Below are 18961 nucleotides of genomic sequence, written 5' to 3'. Positions count from 1 at the left end.
CGTCTTTTCGTCATAGTAATACACAGTTTTTAAATCGTAGTTGATGCATTCTGTTTTTTATTCAGATATGTTGTGTTATTCCAGTCATCGACTGTAAAATGTTGCCCATCGCTAGTGGACAAAACAGTGGTCGACGTGTTACTTAATCCGCCTCGTTGGCGAATAGTCATTCGTGGTTGTTCAAGCAAACCATTAATACCAAAAGATAATGCCATACCATGTGAAACAATTAATATATTATCATTCGGATATTGATTAGCAATATTTTTGACGAAGCGGACAAAACGTTTTTCCGCCTTCGTGTAACCTTCGCCTTCAAACTCCTTGCCTTCAAATTTATCTAAATCCTCACGGTAGTTTTTGAACGACTCTGCGTAATTAATTGTGACATTTGATACTAGTTCGCCTTCCCATTTACCAAGACCAACTTCAGCAATGTTTGATCGCAATGACAAACGTCCATGATAATTTAAGTGCTTTACAATATTAATAGCGGTGATTCGGGCACGTTTTAATGGTGAAGCAAATACACGCGCAAAATCCACCTCGTTAAGAAACTGGCCGACTTTTGCCATATCATCGTAACTCGATGGTAATAAATTAGAATCACCATGTCCGCCTTGAAAACGACGTTCAAGATTCCATTCAGTTTGTCCATGACGGACGAAATAAAATTTGGTCATATTAAATCTTTTCCAGCACATTGCGCGCCACCAACTCTGCCATAAAGAAATGATACAATTTAACCATTTCTTCAGCGTTATTATTTTTAAATATATTAACGCGAACGACATCACCAGCAGACAATGTGCTTATTTTAAATCCAGTCAATTCTTGGTTAACTGATATTTTTAACTGAATCGCATTTACTAATGATTTTTCTGGTTCTAAAGCACGATGCAAAACATGCACACCAGCATTGTTGGTAATAAATCCAAGATCACCCAGTGTATATTTTTTTATGTTATCACTTAATTTATAAGTAGCATCATCCGGAACCGTTACTATTTTGTTAAAAGCCATTTTATTATTGTGTGTTTATTCTCTATCATAATAATAGATAACAAACACACTTCCTCCTAAAACATACTCCTATCATTATAACAAAAAAAGCGTCCCTAATCGTGACGCTTCTCAACTTTATTATTTATCATAACTTGTAGTGACCCTTAAGCCACAAATCACATTTAAAATTTTTGGTCAAATTGTGATCCCTTTGGGTGATTTGGAACCTTTATTGTGCCATTAATAATTGCCTTCTGTGCTTTTTTAACTGCCGCTGTTTCTGCTGCTGTTAATTCTGAATCTGTTAAGTAAACGCCATTTTCTTTCAAGCCATAAGCTATCGTCTTACCGCCAGGGAAAGTTTTATTTTTATTGTACGTCTCAGCAATATTTTTAACACCATCTCCAACCGACGTGATTGAAGAAGCTAGTGTTGATGTTTCTTTCTTACCATCTTTTGACGTATACGCACCATCTGATTTTTGGTCACGATCAACGCCAATAATATATAGACGATCTTTTGAATCAGCTAGCAACTTAGAATTTTCAGCTTTTGCTTCTGAAAATGCACCATTACCCACAAATCCCGCTGCAGCAAAAATAGTTTTAATTCCTGATGCATACATAGCCGCAGCAATGGTTTTCCCTTTAGCAGAATCAGTAAATGAATTTGCGTATTGCTTTTCAACTGTCAACGAAGGATCAGTTGCTTTAACACCTGCCTCAAAACCCGCATCAAACGCATCAATAATGTTACCATGAATGCCACCAATGAAACCAATTTTTTTCTCATTGTTTTTTTGGGCTTTAGTAGCTGCTGCGACACCGGCTAGATATGATGATTGTTCTGAACGAAACATAACTGAGGCAACGTTAGAACGGTTTGTGACAATATCATCAACTAAAACAAATTTTTGTTTTGGATTTAACTTAGCTGATTTTGTAATTGGTTGGTTTAACGAATAACCAATACCATAAACAATTTTATATTGTTTATTTTTCGTTGCTAAATTAAAATTTTGGTCTAAATCTGAATGATCCGATGCAGTAAAGTAAGTTACAGGTTTATTTTGTCCAGCCTGCAACTGATTTACCTTTGCATACTGCTTAGCACCCTCCCAAGCCGACTGGTTAAATGAGTGGTCATCGACACCGCCAACATCCAAAACTAAACCGAGTTTTGCTGCTGCATTTGCTTGATTTACTGTGCTTGATTTATGTGCCGTTGCTGCATAAATGCCAACACCCACAACCGCTACAGTGGCTATACCAATAATTATTTTAGTTGATTTATTCACGATTCTTATTCTCCCTTTTTGAGATGATCTAAAAATATAAATTTCATTATTTTTAATATCGTCAGCTCTTAATTCATGCGTCCAAAACATTATTATACGTTATCTGTTAAGGAGAACAAGGCCTCATTATGTCCTTGACAAACAAAAAAAGCCTACCGGCTTCTAATACATATCATCCTCTAATAAATCGGAATGTGTTTGCTTAACCATAAAACGTAATCCCTTTGGAAAGAAATTTTTAATTTGTCCATCAACATAACGACCCCAACCAGCACCATTACCGTTAGCAACCATCAATACCCAACCTTTTTTAAGTGACGTACCACTATCTGGGCGAATAACATCTCCATGAACAAACTTAGCCCAATCATTGGTAGTCATATCATAATTTTGCACAAACTCATCTGGATGCATTGCCAGTGCCAAGGCATGCGCCGGTTCAAAACGATTCTTTTTGAAAGTGCCCATTTCAATACCTAAACGTAAAATTTTCATCCCTGAAATATCAGGTGTTCCAATAGGTGCTAAGTATAACCGTTCGCCGAATAAAGTGAACTGGCGCTTATCTAACCGAAATGAAACAAAAGATTCACTGATAAATAAAGTCATTAATTTTTGTTGTTCAGGATTCAATTCAATTGGTTTGAGTGGTTTAACAATGTGATCACTTAAAGGTACATTTGGTGATTTTTCAAGTTTGGCCACAAAATGGCCTTCTCCATTCAATCGTTGTGGCCACAAGCGTGCCGTCTTTTTAAGTACCTCTTGATCAGTTGTTTTACTCTGATCTATTTGACCATCTGTAAACTGCTTATCTGCCCAGGCAGGCTGCCCATCGCTAATATGTGTATCTTGTGGTTTATTAATTGTTTTTAGGGTAAATTCAGGATATTCAGACATCAACCATCCAATCATTTGTTCATCTTCTTCCGGTGAAAATGTACACGTCGAATAGATAATTTGACCACCAGGGCGCAACATTTTCACCGCTTCATGCAAAATTTCACGTTGAAGTCCAGCTAGTTCTTGTGGAAAATCTTTATGCCATTGTTTTATTGCAGTGCTATTTTTTCGAAACATGCCTTCTCCCGAACAAGGCGCATCAAGTAAAATTTTATCAAAATATTGTGGTAACTTAGCACTAAGTTCCGCCGGTGTATGTGAACTCACAACACTATTTTGCAAGCCCATGCGTTCCACATTTTCACTTAATATTTTAGCACGATTCAAAAAAATTTCATTGGACCACAAAAGTCCCTTTTGTTGCATAAATGCTGCTAAATGAGTTGTTTTGCCACCAGGAGCCGCTGCCAAATCCAAAATACGTTCCCCAGGTTCTGGCCGCACAATTTCGCCGACAAACTGTGCTGAAGGTTCTTGAGAATAAACGACACCCGTCACATGTGATATAGAGTGGCCCGAAACCGCACCAAAAAACCCCCATTGACCATATGGTACTTGCCCGTCATTTGGTGTGTCCAGTAAATTAGTGTTCGCTTTTAAGGGATTAATACGATAAGCCTTTTGCACGGGACCTTCGAATGCGTTAAAGAAATCAGTTGACTCGTTACCTAACAAGCGTGTATATTTACTTATAAAATCTTCTGGTAAAGTTGACATTAGAACGCATCGACCTCATCACGTGTCGGAATCGATGGAATAGCACCGGCACGTGTGACAGCAATCGCACTCGCAATACTTGCCCTTTTCACAGCTTCATCCAAGTTATTAAAATCGGCATCAATCACACTGGCTAGCGTACCGATGAAAGTATCACCAGCACCTGTCGTATCGACAGCATCAACGTTGTTGGGCTTGGCCCACCAACGTTGATCCCTATCCGCTACAAAAGAACCCGCATCACCTAATGTAATAATACTACGTGATACACCTTTGGCTAGAATTGCATTGCTCACACGATTCAAAACTACTTCATCATTCTCAATGGCAATACCCGTCAATAATTGTGCCTCAGTTTCATTTGGTAAAATAATATCTGTCACATGCATTAATTCTGGTGTTAAATCGTATACTGCTGGTGCAGGATTTAAAATAGTTTGCACATTATTTGCCTTAGCAATTTTAAAGGCTGCAACGATAACTTCTAATGGTACTTCAAATTGTGCAATTAGTGTATCTGCTTTTGCAATAACATTTTTATCTAAATCAGCAACTGTGAGTGCTTGATTCGCACCACCATGAATCAAAATTGTATTCGCACCATTTTCTTGCAGCATAATGTAAGCTGATCCGGTAGGTACTTCACTATTTGTTGTCACAGCATTGACGTTAACCCCATTTGTAAGTAATGTGGCACGCATAAATTGGCCATTACTATCATTCCCAACAGAACCAATAAATGAGACATTAGCTCCTTGACGTGCAGCGGCTACCGCTTGGTTCGCTCCCTTGCCACCGGGTGCTGTTGTCACATCAGTTAGTGCCATAGTTTCACCGACTAGTGGCATGCGTGGCATTTTCATAATGTTATCGACATTTAGACTGCCAAGTACAACAATATTTTTAGTCATGGTTTATAGTATCCAGTCATAAGTACTTTCATTTCGTTTACCATCGTTTGTTCATATCAACTTTATTATAAATGACAAGCGATCATGACTGAACACATTCCCTCCGTTAATTTTTATAATATCTATCATCATACCATGATTGTCAGTATCAAAAAAGTACGTTAATGGTTACTAATCATGTATTCCACAAAAAATTTAGACAACATGCTACTTAACATTAAAAAAATGAAAGGACAGCCTATACTTTAAACAAATTTAGTCAAAAAATCTCTGTAAAATTGGTTTCCTAGTACCAATCTCACAGAGATTTTTTAATATGAGTAAGTTACTATTATCATTTTATCTTTTTTTCTCTAAAAAAACGATAAATTGTCAATGCAACAACTAGTAAACAAATTGAAATTGCTAATAATAGTGTTTTCGTGGTTTGATCATGATATACCAAAATAGCACGAATAAGCGCGGTTACACCAATATACAAAAAACTTTCCATACTAATATGTGCGTCTTTAATGAAATATTCGCGCACTAGACTCATAAACTCAAAAAATAAGAATACTGCCAACGTTGCCTCTGTTATTTCATTAAAATGTGCTCGCATATCGTTAATCGTAATCAATAGGTGTGCTAAATTATAAATCTCGCGTAATAAAAATCCAAAAATCACAAAGCCAATACAAATCATCACTATATTTAGCACATATTCAAAACAATTTGCAATCTTCTGGTGCCACTCATGTCTCATAACTTGACTCCTGTTTTTATGTCGTTTACCATTACTAATTCACATGTTATACGCTTACCTTGCCATAAGTTAGATTCATCTATTAAAAATCAAACAAGCTTAACTGATTTTCATCGGGCATACCATCTAGTACAGAATTTTGTGTTAAATAGTCAATAACTGTTTGTGATACCTTACCACGTTTTTTCAGATCTTCTTTACTTAAGAAGGGCTTATCTTGTCGTGCAACAATAATTTGTTTAGCAACGTTCTCTCCTAAACTAGGGACTGCTGAAAAGGGTGGGATTAATGTGTCGCCATCAATAACCCATTCATTGGCCTCTGATTTGTACAAATCCACCATCGAAAAAGTTGTCCCTCGTTCAAGCGCTTCATTAGCCATTTCAAGTACAGTTAGTAAATTTTTATCACCAACAGTCGCATCGTTTCCAAGTACTCGTAAACGTTTCAAAGCCTCTTTCGTTGCGTTCTTTCCACGACTCATCGCCACAATATCAAATTGATCTGCACGGACAGAGAAGTATGTCGCGTAGTAAATCATTGGGAAATATACTTTAAAGTATGCAATTCTCAAGGCCATTAATACATAGGCTGCCGCATGAGCACGCGGAAACATATACTTAATTTTTAGCATTGATTGAATATACCATTCTGGAATTTTCGCTTCACGTAACTGCGCTTGATAGTCATCCGTTATTCCCTTGCCTTTACGCACTTTTTCCATAACGTTAAATGCATCAGCTGCTGGAAATCCCCAATTAATCAAATCAGTCATAATTTTGTCACGTGTTCCAATAACCGTACCGATTGTTGCTGTGCCATTTTCAATTAATTCGTTCGCATTTCCTAACCACACATCAGTGCCATGTGATAAACCAGAAATTTGTAACAATTCCGAATAATTATGTGGTTGTGTTTCTTCCAACATGCCACGCACAAAATTTGTGCCAAATTCTGGTAAACCAAGCGTACCAGTCTTTGAAAAAATTTGTTCTTCCGTCACACCTAACGCTTTTGGTGATGTAAACAGACTCAAAACACCGGGATCATTGGCTGGAATTGATTGTGGATCAATGCCTGACATATCTTTTAAAGTACGAACCATAGTCGGATCATCATGCCCCAATATATCCATTTTGAGTAAGTTATCATGAATAGCGTGATAATCCATGTGAGTCGTTTGCCACAAAGATTTTTGATCATCCGCTGGATATTGTACCGGTGTAAAGTCATATACCTCATACTCTCGTGGCACAATCAAAATACCACCTGGATGCTGGCCAGTTGTCCGCTTAACCCCAGTTACACCTTGCGCTAAACGTTCTACCTCTGCGCCACGATATTGCTTCTCATGATCTCTTTCATAACCCTTAACGTAACCGAATGCCGTTTTCTCTGCGACAGTTGCTATTGTTCCTGCACGGTAAACATTATGTTCACCGAACAATACCTTCATATAGTTGTGTGCAATGGGTTGATAATCACCAGAAAAATTCAAATCAATATCTGGCACCTTATCTCCCTTAAAGCCCATGAACGTTTCAAACGGAATATTTTGGCCATCCCCAATTAACATTTCATTTGGATGATTAGGATCAGCTTTGTCAGGAAGATCATAACCCGATTCATAAATTTTAGGATCTGCCAATTCAAAATAATCGCCATGTGCGCTACGATAATGCGGTGCAAAAGGATTAACCTCTGTTATACCTGACATTGTGGCAACAAAGGAAGAACCAACCGAGCCACGTGAACCCACTAAATAACCATCTTTGTTTGACTTTTCAACTAATCGCTGCGCGATAATATAGTGTGGCGCAAAACCATTGCCAATAATTGCAGTTAATTCTTGATCAATTCGTGACTGAATAACATCTGGCACCGGATCACCATACCATTTTTTGGCTGTTGCAAGTGTGCGTTTGGTAAGTTCATCACCAGCACTAGGTATATTAGGCGGATACGAGCCACTTTTTAGCGGCGAAATTGTTTCCAACATATTAGCAACAGCATGTGTGTTGTCAATAATTAATTTTTTGGCCAAATCTTCGCCCATAAAAGCATAATCATCCAATAAATCCTGAGTTGTACGAAAATGTAATTTGGGTAACGCTGTCCTGTTTTGTGGATTACCTGGTTGCGTGGCAATTAAAATATCACGATAAATTTTATCTTCCGGATTTGTATATTTAACATCCCCTGTAACAACGACAGGCTTTTTTAACTGATCACCAATTGACACCATCTCTTGTAAAATAGCGTGTAACTTTTCTGTGTCTGCGATCAACTCTGATTCAAGCATTGGATCGTAATTCGCAGTTGGTTGAATTTCAATATAATCATAGTACTGAGCCTTTTTAAGGGCTTCAGCTCGTCCCTTTTCAATCAATGTCATAATGACATCACCACTTGTATCACCAGTGCCAATAACTAATCCTTCACGATACTGATCTAAAACTGAGCGTGGGATACGTGGCACACGGGCAAAAAAATTAATATTAGATTGAGAGACCAATTTATATAGATTTTTCAAGCCAATATCATTTTGAACAAGTAGTGTGGCATGAACTGGACGTCCGTGTTTCCAAGCATCACCTTCTGTCATATGATCATTTAATTGATCATGTCGAACTAATTCATAACGTAAATTGGCCTCTTTAATCAGACGCCAAGCAATATGCCCAGTAGTTTCTGCATCAAATATTGCGCGATGCGCTTGTTCCAGATTAATATTAAAACGCTTGGCAATCGTGCCTAATCGATAAGACTTATAATCAGGGTACAACCACCGCGTAAATGGTAATGTATCAATCACTGGATTTGTAATAGTTGCCTGACTATATCTTGCGTAAGCGGCATTCATGAAACCAACATCGAAAGTCACATTATGTCCAATTAAAACAGCCTCACCAGCCCATTGTCTAAACCGTTTAATAATATTTTCTTCAGTATCAGTATGAGCAACCATTGTGTCTGTTATCGAAGTTAATTTTGTTGTAAAATCAGATAGCGGGAATCCAGGATTAATATATTCTGAAAACTTTTCAATGACATTACCAAGCTGCATTTTAACGGCTGACAATTCAATAATCTTATCTGTGACAGCGGATAGTCCAGTTGTTTCTAAATCAAATGCTACATAAATTGTATTCTTATCAAGTAACGTAACTGGTGATAAATTAAACCCAATTGGTTCCCCATCTTCAACAAGGTTGGCTTCCATACCATAAATCATTTTTAAATCGTTTTTCTGTCCGGCAGCTACTGCTTCTGGAAAACCCTGCACGTTAGCTGTATCAATGATTGCTAGTGCCTCTTGTCCCCAATTCTTAGCTAGTTTTGCCACAGCAGCATAATCGGTTACCGCATCCATTGATGACATAGTAGAGTGGACCTGTAGTTCAATACGTTTTTTATCACCTTGATATTTTTCTTGACGACCTTCATGATCAATAACTTGCAAATCATAAATGTTTAACACCAATTCACGCGCATAAGTATCTTCTTGGACATTACCAGACATGCGTACCCACATACCAGTTTTCAAGTTTTCAAACACGGCCTCATCAGATTCATTGTTTGAAAACTTTTTCGCAGCTATGGCACTTGAATAGTCTGTTACTTTAAGTGTCATGAGTTTACGTCCTGAACGTAGTTCACGAACCTCACTAGCAAATATATATCCTTCAACAACAACACGATTTTCTTCATTATCAATTGTTTCTAGCCGTGTTATCTCGGCATCATTTGCAATTTTACGTCCTAATGTTAATTTCACACCTGTTATTGATGATTTTGGTTTAGCTTGTTCACTAGCTTTAATCGCCTTTTGCAAATCTTCATTCACCTTGGCATGATGTTGCGCAACACTATCTTCAATTTGTTGCGCTAAGACATCATCTTTGCTTGGTGTCAAAATGACTTTAGGAAAACCAAGATTTTGATAAGCAGTCACAATTGAATCTAATGCAGATTCATTTAAAGAACTGTATAATAGCTGAGCACCCACGGCAACACTATAGTGATTCTGGTCTATTCTTTTTAGCATCGTGTTACTAGCCATTTGTTGAATTATGGCATGATTGAGATTGGATTCTGCAAGTGCAATATGCCAATATTGATTAATTAGCTCTTCACTAATCACTTGAACTGGTGTTTTAATAATTACTACAGTTCTTGCAATATTAGTAAATGCCTTGTGTAGATTTTGACGAAGTTGCATCAATACATTAACGGGTAATATTTTATCTAAGGTTAATTGAAAAGTCCAAGTTTTTGAATTTTTCGAAACAACAACCTGTGTTAATTCACCATTACTAAAAAAGCCCTGTATTTCTTTTGGTAACTGAATATGATTCAGTAAATGCTGTAATTGTTCTTGTTGGGTTAATACCATATTTCCCTCTAATTTATTGATTAAAAAAACCGAAAGATTCGGTTTTTTGTCTTATTTATCACCGCTCAGCAATACTGAAACAGAATCAACGACCTCACTTAGGCGCATCTCAATATTTGTATTACTTGCACGCACTTTAACTTCGACGATATCTTCACTGGCTTTTTTACCGACCGTAATTCGAATTGGTAAGCCTATAAGATCCGCGTCAGCAAACTTAACGCCAGCACGTTCTTTTCGATCATCAACTAATACTTCTAATCCTTGTGTTGTCAATAACGCTTCTAATTGTCCTGCCACACGTACTTGATCGGCATCTTTTATATTGACTGGCACAATGTGTACATCAAATGGCGCAACATTTGCAGGCCATACAAGACCATCTTCGTCAGCTTTTTGTTCAACAATAGCACTCAGAAGACGCGACACACCGATGCCATAAGACCCCATAATCATGTCTGTTTGACGCCCATTCTCATTCAACACTTGCGCGCCTAACACTTTTGAATAACGCGTACCGAGTTTAAATATATGCCCGATCTCAATTCCTGGCGTAAATACTAACTTACCTTTACCGTCAACTGCAGTATCTCCCTCACGTGCTGTGCGGAAATCACCAATATTTTCTTCAAGCAGTTTAACATCACGTTGCCAATTAATATTTCGATAATGTTTGCCATCTTCGTTCGCACCAGCAACAAAATTTACCATATCAGCAGCACGTTCATCAACCAACAATTGCACTTCTTCAGGTAGATTAACCGGCCCTAATGACCCAAATCCAGCTCCCAATAGGTCGCGTACCTGATTTTCTTCTGCAACTTCAAGCGTATCAACCTTCAAGAAATTTTGCACCTTCACAGTGTTAACTTCAAAATCACCGGACGTTACAACTGCCACTAATTTATCATCAGCCATAAACATAATTGTCTTTGCAATCATTGTCGCTTCAACTGATAAGAAATTTGAAATTTCTGTAATCGTTTTTTCATTCGGCGTATCAATTAATGTTAATTCTTGAGCTTCTGTAGTTAGATTTTGTCGTTCGTAAAAATCTTTCGCCATCTCTAAGTTAGCCGCGTAATCTGTTGCATCAGAGTAGGCAATAATATCTTCTCCGGCAGCAGCAGGGGCTGAAAATTCTTTTGAATCTGATCCGCCCATCGCGCCGGCATCACCAACAATGGCACGATATGACAACCCAATACGATCAAAAATTTTAATATAGGCAGTTTCCATATTATGAAATGCTTGATCTAATCCTGCGTGGTCTGCACTAAATGAATAGGCATCTTTCATAATAAACTCACGTGTACGTAAGAGCCCAAAACGTGGTCTATTTTCATCACGAAATTTTGGCTGAATTTGATAAACAACCAACGGCAATTTCTTATAAGATTTAATGTCATCAGACATGAGTTGTGTAAATGTTTCTTCATGTGTCGGACCTAAAATAAAATCACGATCCTGACGGTTTTTAAACTTATACAATGCGGGTCCATATGTTTCATACCTGCCCGATTTTTCCCAAAGTTCAGCGGGTAAAATTTCTGGTACCAGCATTTCATTAGCATCAATAGCATTCATTTCTTCGCGAATGATATTTTCAATTTTATTTAATACACGCTTAGCCATTGGTAAATATGAGAACATGCCTGCTGCTACAGGACGAATAAATCCAGCTTTAAGTAATAACTGATGACTTTTAACTTCTGCATCAGCAGGTATTTCTCGTAAAGTTGGCATTAACAATTTAGATTGTTTCATAGTAATCCTCGCTCAATTTTTTTTGAATAGTATATGACGTTTATTATCTAACGATTCATCGCAATAAATCGTTTATTGTTACAGCAATCATCAAAACAAACATGAAAATAGCACCGCCAATCGTCACTACATTTTCAATCGATGCTGGTAATGGTCTACGAAGAACAGCTTCTATAGCATTTAAAACCAATTTACCGCCGTCCAAAGCTGGTATTGGAACCAAATTCATGATACCTAAATTTAAAGATAGCATAGCCATAAAGGCCAAAATACCCAAAAATCCTGTTTTGGCTACCGTGGATGTTTGTTTAGCGATAGATACCGGACCGCCCAGTTTATCTAAACTAAATCCACCAGAAAAGAGATGACTCAAAGCGTACCAAATTCTTTGTATCGTCGTGCTTGTTGTTAAAACACCGTATTTAATGCGTGAACCAAAATCCGTATATGTCCGTGCTGTTATACCTACTAATGATCTGTTAACACCATCTATTTTAACAGTTTTCGCGGTCATGTTTAATTTAATTTTATTTCCATTTCGCAGTACTGAAAAAACAAACTTATTGGTTGGTGTATTACTAATGGTGGTCGCCACCTGTTCCCAAGTGGACATTTTTTGATTATTAATAGCAATAATTTGATCATCAGCCCTTAAACCAGCTTTTCTTGCGGGCATATTATTTTGGACAGTACCAACAATTGGTTCGTTTAGCGTCACTTCTGGTAAGGCAAATGCCAATCCAGAAAATACGATCAGCGCTAAAATAAAATTCATTGCTGGTCCCGCAATATTAATTAGCGCGCGTTTATAAACTTTAGCACTTTGAATCCACGTATCTCGCGGTGCAATTTGAATTTCTGTCCCATTATTTTCAACAATAGTCGCATCGTGATGAACTGCTAATGTTTTTGATAACTCATCGCCATTTAGAAAACCGGTTAAAGTTAAGTCATCACTTAAATCAAATGTATCTACTTGAAATGGTACCCCGTCGCCAAATTCATGAATACGCTTATCAATTTTTACAATGTTTTTTTGATCGTCAAATATTAAGCGTACCCGTTGCCCAGAATCTAAGTCGGCTTCTTCATCTAATCCTGCCATGCGAACATAGCCACCTACTGGCAATATACGAACCGTATACGCTGTATGATTACGATGCCAACTTAACAACTTTGGCCCCATACCAATTGCGAATTCACGCACCAGTACCCCCGCTTTTTTAGCGACAAAAAAATGACCGAATTCATGTACTGCTACCAATACACCAAAAACAAATATAAATGCAATAATTGCGGTTAAATTCATATGGTTTTTATCCTAACATACCTAAAATAGCCATCAACGGCATTACGATGAGCATTGAGTCAAAACGGTCTAAAATACCGCCATGACCTGGCAATATATTTCCTGAATCTTTAACACCATAATGTCTTTTAAATCCTGATTCAATTAGATCTCCCAATTGTCCTGCAATTGACAAAATAATTGCAAACACCAGCAATTCAAGTAACCCATAATTTGGCAACCATTTAAACATACTAAAAAGTATCGGAATAATGACAATAGCAACTACACTACCACCAATCGATCCCTCCCATGTTTTATTAGGGCTAATTTTAGGCGCCAATTTATGTTTCCCCATTGCCCGTCCAAACATGTATGCGCCGGAATCAGTTATCCAAACAATCAACATACCGAAAAAAACTGTTGGCAACCCAACACTCGCTGCTTGAAAAAAATAATGAAAGCCCGTACCAATGTATAACATAGCCAATGTCAATGCCCCTGCATCATCAAAATTAAAATGATTACGAGCTAGTACTGTATTTAATAGCATTAAGAATGCCAAGATGTAAAACACAATATGAGCACTTTGAATAAACGGGATGTCATGCCAAAAGCTGTTAGGCAAGGTAATTGCGATGACCCCCACAAAACTAATGAGCGCCTCGGTTGATACCAAAATAATATGCTTCATCCGTAAGATTTCACTCATCGCAATAACCCCCATTATCAATGTTAAAATCAATAATGGCAACTTACCTATAATCAGAAGTGGTACAAAGATGAGTAAAGCCACAACGGCAGTTATAACACGCACTTTCATTTATTAAGTCTCGCTTTCGTATTTGTCGTTTAAACCGCCAAATCGACGATCACGTGAGGTAAATGATGTAATAGCTTCAACTAAATTATCTGCAGTATAGTCTGGCCATAGGACATCAGTGAAATATAGTTCTGTATAAGCTGCTTGATAAGGCATAAAATTGCTCAAACGCAATTCTCCCGAGGTTCGTATCATTAAATCAGGTGCAGCCAAATCACCTAGGTTGCCTGTCTGTAATGCCTTCGAAAAAAGGGTAGCATTAATGTCACTTGGCAAAATCTCACCACTGGCTACCTGCTGAGCTAAGGTTTTAGCTGCCTCAACGATCTCTACTTGCCCACCATAATTCAAGGCAAAATTCAAAATCATTCCCGTCCCCTGAGCAGTCTGACTGATGGCATTTTTCACTGCTATTTGTGTTCTTTTTGGGAGGCCATCAATATTTCCCATTATTTGAACTTGAATATTATTTTTAACCAAATCTGGCACAAAATCATTAAAAAAATCAATTGGCAATTGCATTAAAAAGTTAACTTCATCCTTTGGACGCGACCAATTTTCAGTTGAAAAAGCATATAAAGTTAATACTTTAACGCCTAAATCACTTGCCGCTGTAGCTATTTTTTTGACTGTATTCATTGCCGTTTTGTGACCAGCAATTCTTGGCATAAGACGTTGTTTCGCCCATCGACCATTACCATCCATAATAATAGCAACATGATCGGGTATTTTCAATTGTGCCTGTACAGTACTAATATTCGTTTTCGTTTTAAAAAGCGCCAAGATGGCCCCCTCCTTGATGCGCAACATGCGCAATGGTATCTAATTCATTTTACCAGATGTCACGCTCAGGCACAAAAAAACGTGATAAGAATTTTCTTATCACGTCCAAATTTTATTGTACTGTGACGGATTTCGCCAAATTTCTAGGACGATCAACGTCAAGATTACGATCTAATGTTGCATAGTAGGCAATTAATTGAGCAGGTATGACTGTTAACAATGGCATTAATAATTCATTAACATCTGGTAAAATATAAGCATCGCCTTTTTTGGCAAGGGCTTTGCCTGAAATAATAATTGTATTAGCACCTCGGGCTGCTACTTGTGCAATTTCACCACGCACTAACCCTGCGGTCTTTGACTGTGTTAACAAGGCAAAAACCGGTGTGCCTTCTTCAATTAATGAAATTGTACCGTGTTTTAATTCACCAGCAGCAAATCCTTCTGTTTGAATATAAGAAATCTCTTTTAACTTCAAGGCAGCTTCAACAGCTACTGCAGCATCCAAACCACGACCAATGTAAAACGCTGATTTTTGTCCTCGTAACGCTTGTTCAGCAATTGTTTTAAATTCATCTTTTTGATCAATAATAACTTGCATTTCAACAGCAGTTTTCGCTAATTCATTTTTCAAATCAATTTGGCTATCACCCACTGCATGCGCCAAAATTGCTTCGACAATAATTTGTGCTGTGTAGGCTTTTGTAGAAGCCACCGCAATTTCTGGACCAGCCAGCAATGGTAGCGCAAAGTTTGCTTCACGTGTTAAAGTTGAATTCATAACGTTTGCTAAAGTCAAAGAGGGATAACCTTGCTTAACTACGTTATCAAGAACTTCACGGGAATCGGCTGTTTCTCCTGATTGGCTCAAGAAAATAAAGAATGGCCGTTGGCTTAACAATGGTTGATCGTAAGCAAATTCCGAAGAAATATGTACTTCTGTCGGAATGCCAGTCCATTGTTCAAAATACCGTTTTCCCACAAGTCCCGCGTGATAGGATGTACCGGCAGCAACAATATAAAGGCGATCAGCTGCTTTAATTGCTGCAATAATGTCATCATCAATATTTTGAATTTGTGCATTGTCATCAAAGTAATATTGTGATAATGTATGTGCCACAATCACTTGTTCATCAATTTCTTTTAACATGTAGTAAGGATATACACCTTTATCAGTTTCTGACGCGTCGATATCCAAATGAAATGACTCACGTGTCACTTCATGACCCTGTACGTCAAACAAACGAACTGCTTTTTTATCAATAATTGCAACGTCACCATCTAATAATTCAATAAAATCTTGCGTCACATCAAGCATTGCTGCTGCATCTGATGTCACAACATTGCCCTGATCTGCCACACCAATTAACAATGGTGACTTTTTCTTAGCAGCATACAATAAATCAGGTGTTTCATTATCCATTAACAAAAATCCATAAGCAGAATTATCATCCAACAAAGAAATCATTTGACGAAAAGCATCAAATGTTGACATATTATTTTCTCTTGAAAACTTATCAATCAATTGAACAGCAATTTCAGTATCAGTTTGTGAGTGTAACTTCACTCCTTGTAAGTAGGTATCGCGTAATTCATCATAATTTTCAATAACGCCATTATGAACCAAGAAAAAGCGGCCATCTTCAGACATATGCGGATGCGCATTTTCGACAGAAACGCCACCATGCGTAGCCCAACGCGTATGTGCAATACCTGCTGTACCAGTGATATTTTTGTTTTTTGTTGCAGCTTCCAATACTGAAACACGACCTTTTTCTCGTACTAGAAAGTCACCAGCATCGCCACCGTTAACATAAACACCAGCCGAGTCATAGCCACGATACTCTAGTTTTTCTAAACCCCTTAACAAACTTGGTAAAACTTGATTCAATCCTGTAGCACCAACAATTCCACACATAAATATATCCTCTTTTTTAAATTGGTTAAAATTTCAATATCGCACTAACAACCACTATTTTAAAGTAAAACAGGCTATTTGTCAACGATATATATAAATTGGTATAGGTCTAATTAACAGCTTATTTTCTTTACTAGGCAACATCTATCATTCACAAACACTAAACTGTGGTAAACTATTAAAAAATGAAAGTGGGCGTTACCGTGACAAAAAACGTGACATGGCATATTATTAATGCCAAAATTTTAGATGTATTCAATCTTAAATTTGATGAAACAGAACTTTGGATAGACAATGCCAAAATTATTTATCGTGGCCATCGCTCAGATCTACAAGCCCTACATACATATGACGCTCAGGGGCAGTATATTGTTCCCGGATTAATTGATGCTCACGTGCATATTGAAAGTTCATTATTAGCACCTAGTGAGTTTGGTAAACTAGTCATCCCACATGGCATTACTAGAATTTTTGCCGATCCACATGAAATTGCTAGTGTTTCCGGCGTTTCAGGTATTCAATATATGTTAGAGGAGGCACGTCAATCGCCTCTCCACATACACTACATGTTGCCATCATCTGTTCCAGCAACATCATTTGAGCATGCTGGTGCAACACTACACGCAGACGCGCTTAAACCATTTTATAGTGTGCCAGAAGTTAATGGTCTGGCCGAAGTAATGGATTTCCCTGCTGTTTTCAATGAAGATAATGATATGCATCAAAAAATTATGGACGCACAGGCAGCCGGCAAACATGTCGATGGCCACGCTTCAGGATTATCACGAGAACAACTCGCAATTTATCGCAAATATGGTATTGATACCGATCACGAAAGTGAAAATGCGACACAAGCACTTGAACGTTTAAATTCAGGGTTTTCAGTATTTGTACGTGAAGGCACAGTTGAACGTGACGAAGTCGCTATTCTGCCGGCAATCAATGTTGCCAATCAATCACACTTTTCATTCGCTACTGATGATAAAACAGCAAATGACATACAGCATGAAGGTTCAATTGATTTCAGCGTCAAGTTAGCAATTAAAAATTGTATGGCTCCTGCCATGGCTTTCACAATTGGTAGTTATAATGCTGCCCAAGCACAGCATCTCCAAAATATTGGCGCATTAACTGACGGTTTTGTGGCTGATTTAGTCATAATCAATCAACTAGATGATTTTACTGTGAAAAAAACGATGATAAATGGCGAATGGTATGTTGAACCAGCAACCCAAGTGACACCAATAGCCAATCAACTTCTCAATTTTACTTTGACAGCATCAGATATTGAATTACCGATTGATCCTAAAAAGCCCGCACATGTGATTAATATCATGCCTCATCATATTACGACACAGCATACTATTGAAAACGTTCCAAGTGATAATGGCTATTTTATGCCAAATGATGCTTACGCAAAAATAGTTGTCGCAGAACGATACCATAATCTTGGGCACGGTATTGGTATCATCAAAGGATTTAATCTGACATCTGGCGCAATTGCTTCAACTATTGCTCATGATTCTCACAATATCATCATTGCTGGTACAAACGATTCAGATATTATTCTCGCTGCCGATACATTACGTGAAATTGGTGGCGGACAAGTTGTTGTCAATAATGGCAAGATAACAACTTTACCACTTGCCATTGGTGGATTGATGTCTGATCAGCCATTTCAAGATACAATTTTGACCAATAACAAATTACAACAGGCTTTTTCTGATATTAGCGACATTAAGTATGACCCCTTCTTAACGTTATCCTTCATGGCACTACCAGTTATTCCAAGTCTTAAAATTACAGATCAAGGATTGTTTGATTTCAACAGTTTTTCTTTCATTCAGGTTCAAGACTAATTATGAAAACACTATGTATCGCTCCAGAACAACTCCTAACAATTCTGCTAGGTAAACCAGTAACACTCCGCATTGATTATACCGGTCTATTATTACTAGCATCAGAAAAGAATAAACAGCGTAATTTACCATCTGAAATGGCTGCCTGCATTATTTATATTGATAATCACCAAATCACATTTGTTTCCCTAGTTCACCCATTCAAGTTACACACACATTTTGACATTTTCCAAACTGACGACAATCATATTCATCGTGAACCATACAATTGGTTTGGGCCTCAATCATTAGTCATTGAAAAAAAATTAAAAGATTTTTCAATGAGCTATGATGGCCCGTTGAATAGTGATGGCAATATTCCTAGAGAATTTATTCCAGATAATATTGCAGAACCAGTTATTTTATCCGATAAATATTGGCAGGATTATACGCAATTTGTTAATGATCCTGATCATAGTTTTGCTGCACAAATTAAACCCATGTTTAAACAGCAATAAAAATACACGAACTAAGACATATCTTAGTTCGTGTATTTTTTAATAACTCGT

Annotated in this window: 14 protein-coding genes; 2 read left to right on the top strand and 12 right to left on the bottom strand. The window is 37.5% G+C overall.

The features are described 5' to 3' along the window. Positions 1-29: 29 nt before the first annotated feature. From EUI_RS0108180 to glmS, 12 genes are all read right to left on the bottom strand, one after another. Positions 30-683 carry a histidine phosphatase family protein gene (locus EUI_RS0108180; RefSeq protein WP_010017375.1) on the bottom strand — a complete coding sequence of 218 codons (654 nt, stop codon included), beginning with the start codon at positions 681-683 and terminating at the stop codon, positions 30-32. 1 nt (position 684) lies between these two features. Continuing rightward, complete coding sequence (locus tag EUI_RS0108175) at positions 685-1023, bottom strand: cysteine desulfurase (RefSeq protein ID WP_010017373.1); 339 nt, start codon at positions 1021-1023, stop codon at positions 685-687. Between the two features lie 164 nt (positions 1024-1187). Continuing rightward, positions 1188-2303, bottom strand: a complete 1116-nt coding sequence (locus EUI_RS0108170) for a BMP family lipoprotein (RefSeq protein WP_010017372.1) — start codon at positions 2301-2303, stop codon at positions 1188-1190. A 162-nt stretch (positions 2304-2465) separates the two neighbouring features. Beyond that, complete coding sequence (locus tag EUI_RS0108165; protein WP_010017371.1) at positions 2466-3923, bottom strand: RsmB/NOP family class I SAM-dependent RNA methyltransferase; 1458 nt, start codon at positions 3921-3923, stop codon at positions 2466-2468. Beyond that, complete coding sequence (gene rbsK / locus EUI_RS0108160) at positions 3923-4834, bottom strand: ribokinase (protein ID WP_010017370.1); 912 nt, start codon at positions 4832-4834, stop codon at positions 3923-3925. Before rbsK ends, EUI_RS0108165 begins: the two co-directional genes overlap by 1 nt. A 334-nt stretch (positions 4835-5168) precedes the next feature. Next, positions 5169-5579 (bottom strand): phosphate-starvation-inducible protein PsiE, encoded by a 411-nt coding sequence (locus tag EUI_RS0108155; RefSeq protein ID WP_010017368.1) that lies wholly within the window; start codon positions 5577-5579, stop codon positions 5169-5171. Between the two features lie 82 nt (positions 5580-5661). Next, on the bottom strand, positions 5662-9975 hold the full coding sequence (locus EUI_RS0108150) for a PolC-type DNA polymerase III (protein ID WP_010017367.1): 4314 nt from the start codon (positions 9973-9975) through the stop codon (positions 5662-5664). 51 nt (positions 9976-10026) lie between these two features. Beyond that, a complete protein-coding gene (locus EUI_RS0108145; RefSeq protein ID WP_010017366.1) occupies positions 10027-11742 on the bottom strand; it encodes a proline--tRNA ligase in 1716 nt (571 codons plus the stop codon). Positions 11743-11797: 55 nt separating this feature from the next. Continuing rightward, positions 11798-13051 (bottom strand): RIP metalloprotease RseP, encoded by a 1254-nt coding sequence (gene rseP / locus EUI_RS0108140; RefSeq protein ID WP_010017365.1) that lies wholly within the window; start codon positions 13049-13051, stop codon positions 11798-11800. Positions 13052-13058: 7 nt separating this feature from the next. Beyond that, complete coding sequence (locus EUI_RS0108135; RefSeq protein ID WP_010017364.1) at positions 13059-13853, bottom strand: phosphatidate cytidylyltransferase; 795 nt, start codon at positions 13851-13853, stop codon at positions 13059-13061. Positions 13854-13856: 3 nt separating this feature from the next. Continuing rightward, positions 13857-14636 (bottom strand): isoprenyl transferase, encoded by a 780-nt coding sequence (locus EUI_RS0108130; RefSeq protein WP_010017363.1) that lies wholly within the window; start codon positions 14634-14636, stop codon positions 13857-13859. A gap of 112 nt (positions 14637-14748) precedes the next feature. Continuing rightward, positions 14749-16554, bottom strand: coding sequence for a glutamine--fructose-6-phosphate transaminase (isomerizing) (gene glmS, locus EUI_RS0108125; RefSeq protein ID WP_010017362.1), 1806 nt, complete (start codon positions 16552-16554; stop codon positions 14749-14751). Between the two features lie 203 nt (positions 16555-16757). On the opposite strand from glmS, the gene ade reads away from it, so the two are divergent. Both ade and EUI_RS0108115 read left to right on the top strand, forming a co-directional pair. Next, a complete protein-coding gene (ade, locus tag EUI_RS0108120; RefSeq protein ID WP_029508545.1) occupies positions 16758-18413 on the top strand; it encodes an adenine deaminase in 1656 nt (551 codons plus the stop codon). Between the two features lie 2 nt (positions 18414-18415). Further along, positions 18416-18910 (top strand): hypothetical protein, encoded by a 495-nt coding sequence (locus tag EUI_RS0108115; protein WP_010017359.1) that lies wholly within the window; start codon positions 18416-18418, stop codon positions 18908-18910. The last annotated feature ends 51 nt before the right edge of the window (positions 18911-18961 follow it).

The sequence above is a fragment of the Leuconostoc gelidum subsp. gelidum KCTC 3527 genome, assembly GCF_000166715.1.
GTDB classification, from domain to species: domain Bacteria; phylum Bacillota; class Bacilli; order Lactobacillales; family Lactobacillaceae; genus Leuconostoc; species Leuconostoc gelidum.
This window is presented reverse-complemented; position numbering and strand designations above follow the sequence as displayed.

What these genes read in the sequence shown, in the direction of transcription:
- glmS (WP_010017362.1), bottom strand. Translation starts at nt 16,554, where the DNA reads ATGTGTGGAATTGTTGGTGCTACAGGATTGAATCAAGTTTTACCAAGT.
- EUI_RS0108115 (WP_010017359.1), top strand. Translation starts at nt 18,416, where the DNA reads ATGAAAACACTATGTATCGCTCCAGAACAACTCCTAACAATTCTGCTA.
- EUI_RS0108180 (WP_010017375.1), bottom strand. Translation starts at nt 683, where the DNA reads ATGACCAAATTTTATTTCGTCCGTCATGGACAAACTGAATGGAATCTT.
- EUI_RS0108145 (WP_010017366.1), bottom strand. Translation starts at nt 11,742, where the DNA reads ATGAAACAATCTAAATTGTTAATGCCAACTTTACGAGAAATACCTGCT.
- rseP (WP_010017365.1), bottom strand. Translation starts at nt 13,051, where the DNA reads ATGAATTTAACCGCAATTATTGCATTTATATTTGTTTTTGGTGTATTG.
- EUI_RS0108175 (WP_010017373.1), bottom strand. Translation starts at nt 1,023, where the DNA reads ATGGCTTTTAACAAAATAGTAACGGTTCCGGATGATGCTACTTATAAA.
- EUI_RS0108165 (WP_010017371.1), bottom strand. Translation starts at nt 3,923, where the DNA reads ATGTCAACTTTACCAGAAGATTTTATAAGTAAATATACACGCTTGTTA.
- rbsK (WP_010017370.1), bottom strand. Translation starts at nt 4,834, where the DNA reads ATGACTAAAAATATTGTTGTACTTGGCAGTCTAAATGTCGATAACATT.
- EUI_RS0108135 (WP_010017364.1), bottom strand. Translation starts at nt 13,853, where the DNA reads ATGAAAGTGCGTGTTATAACTGCCGTTGTGGCTTTACTCATCTTTGTA.
- EUI_RS0108155 (WP_010017368.1), bottom strand. Translation starts at nt 5,579, where the DNA reads ATGAGACATGAGTGGCACCAGAAGATTGCAAATTGTTTTGAATATGTG.
- EUI_RS0108150 (WP_010017367.1), bottom strand. Translation starts at nt 9,975, where the DNA reads ATGGTATTAACCCAACAAGAACAATTACAGCATTTACTGAATCATATT.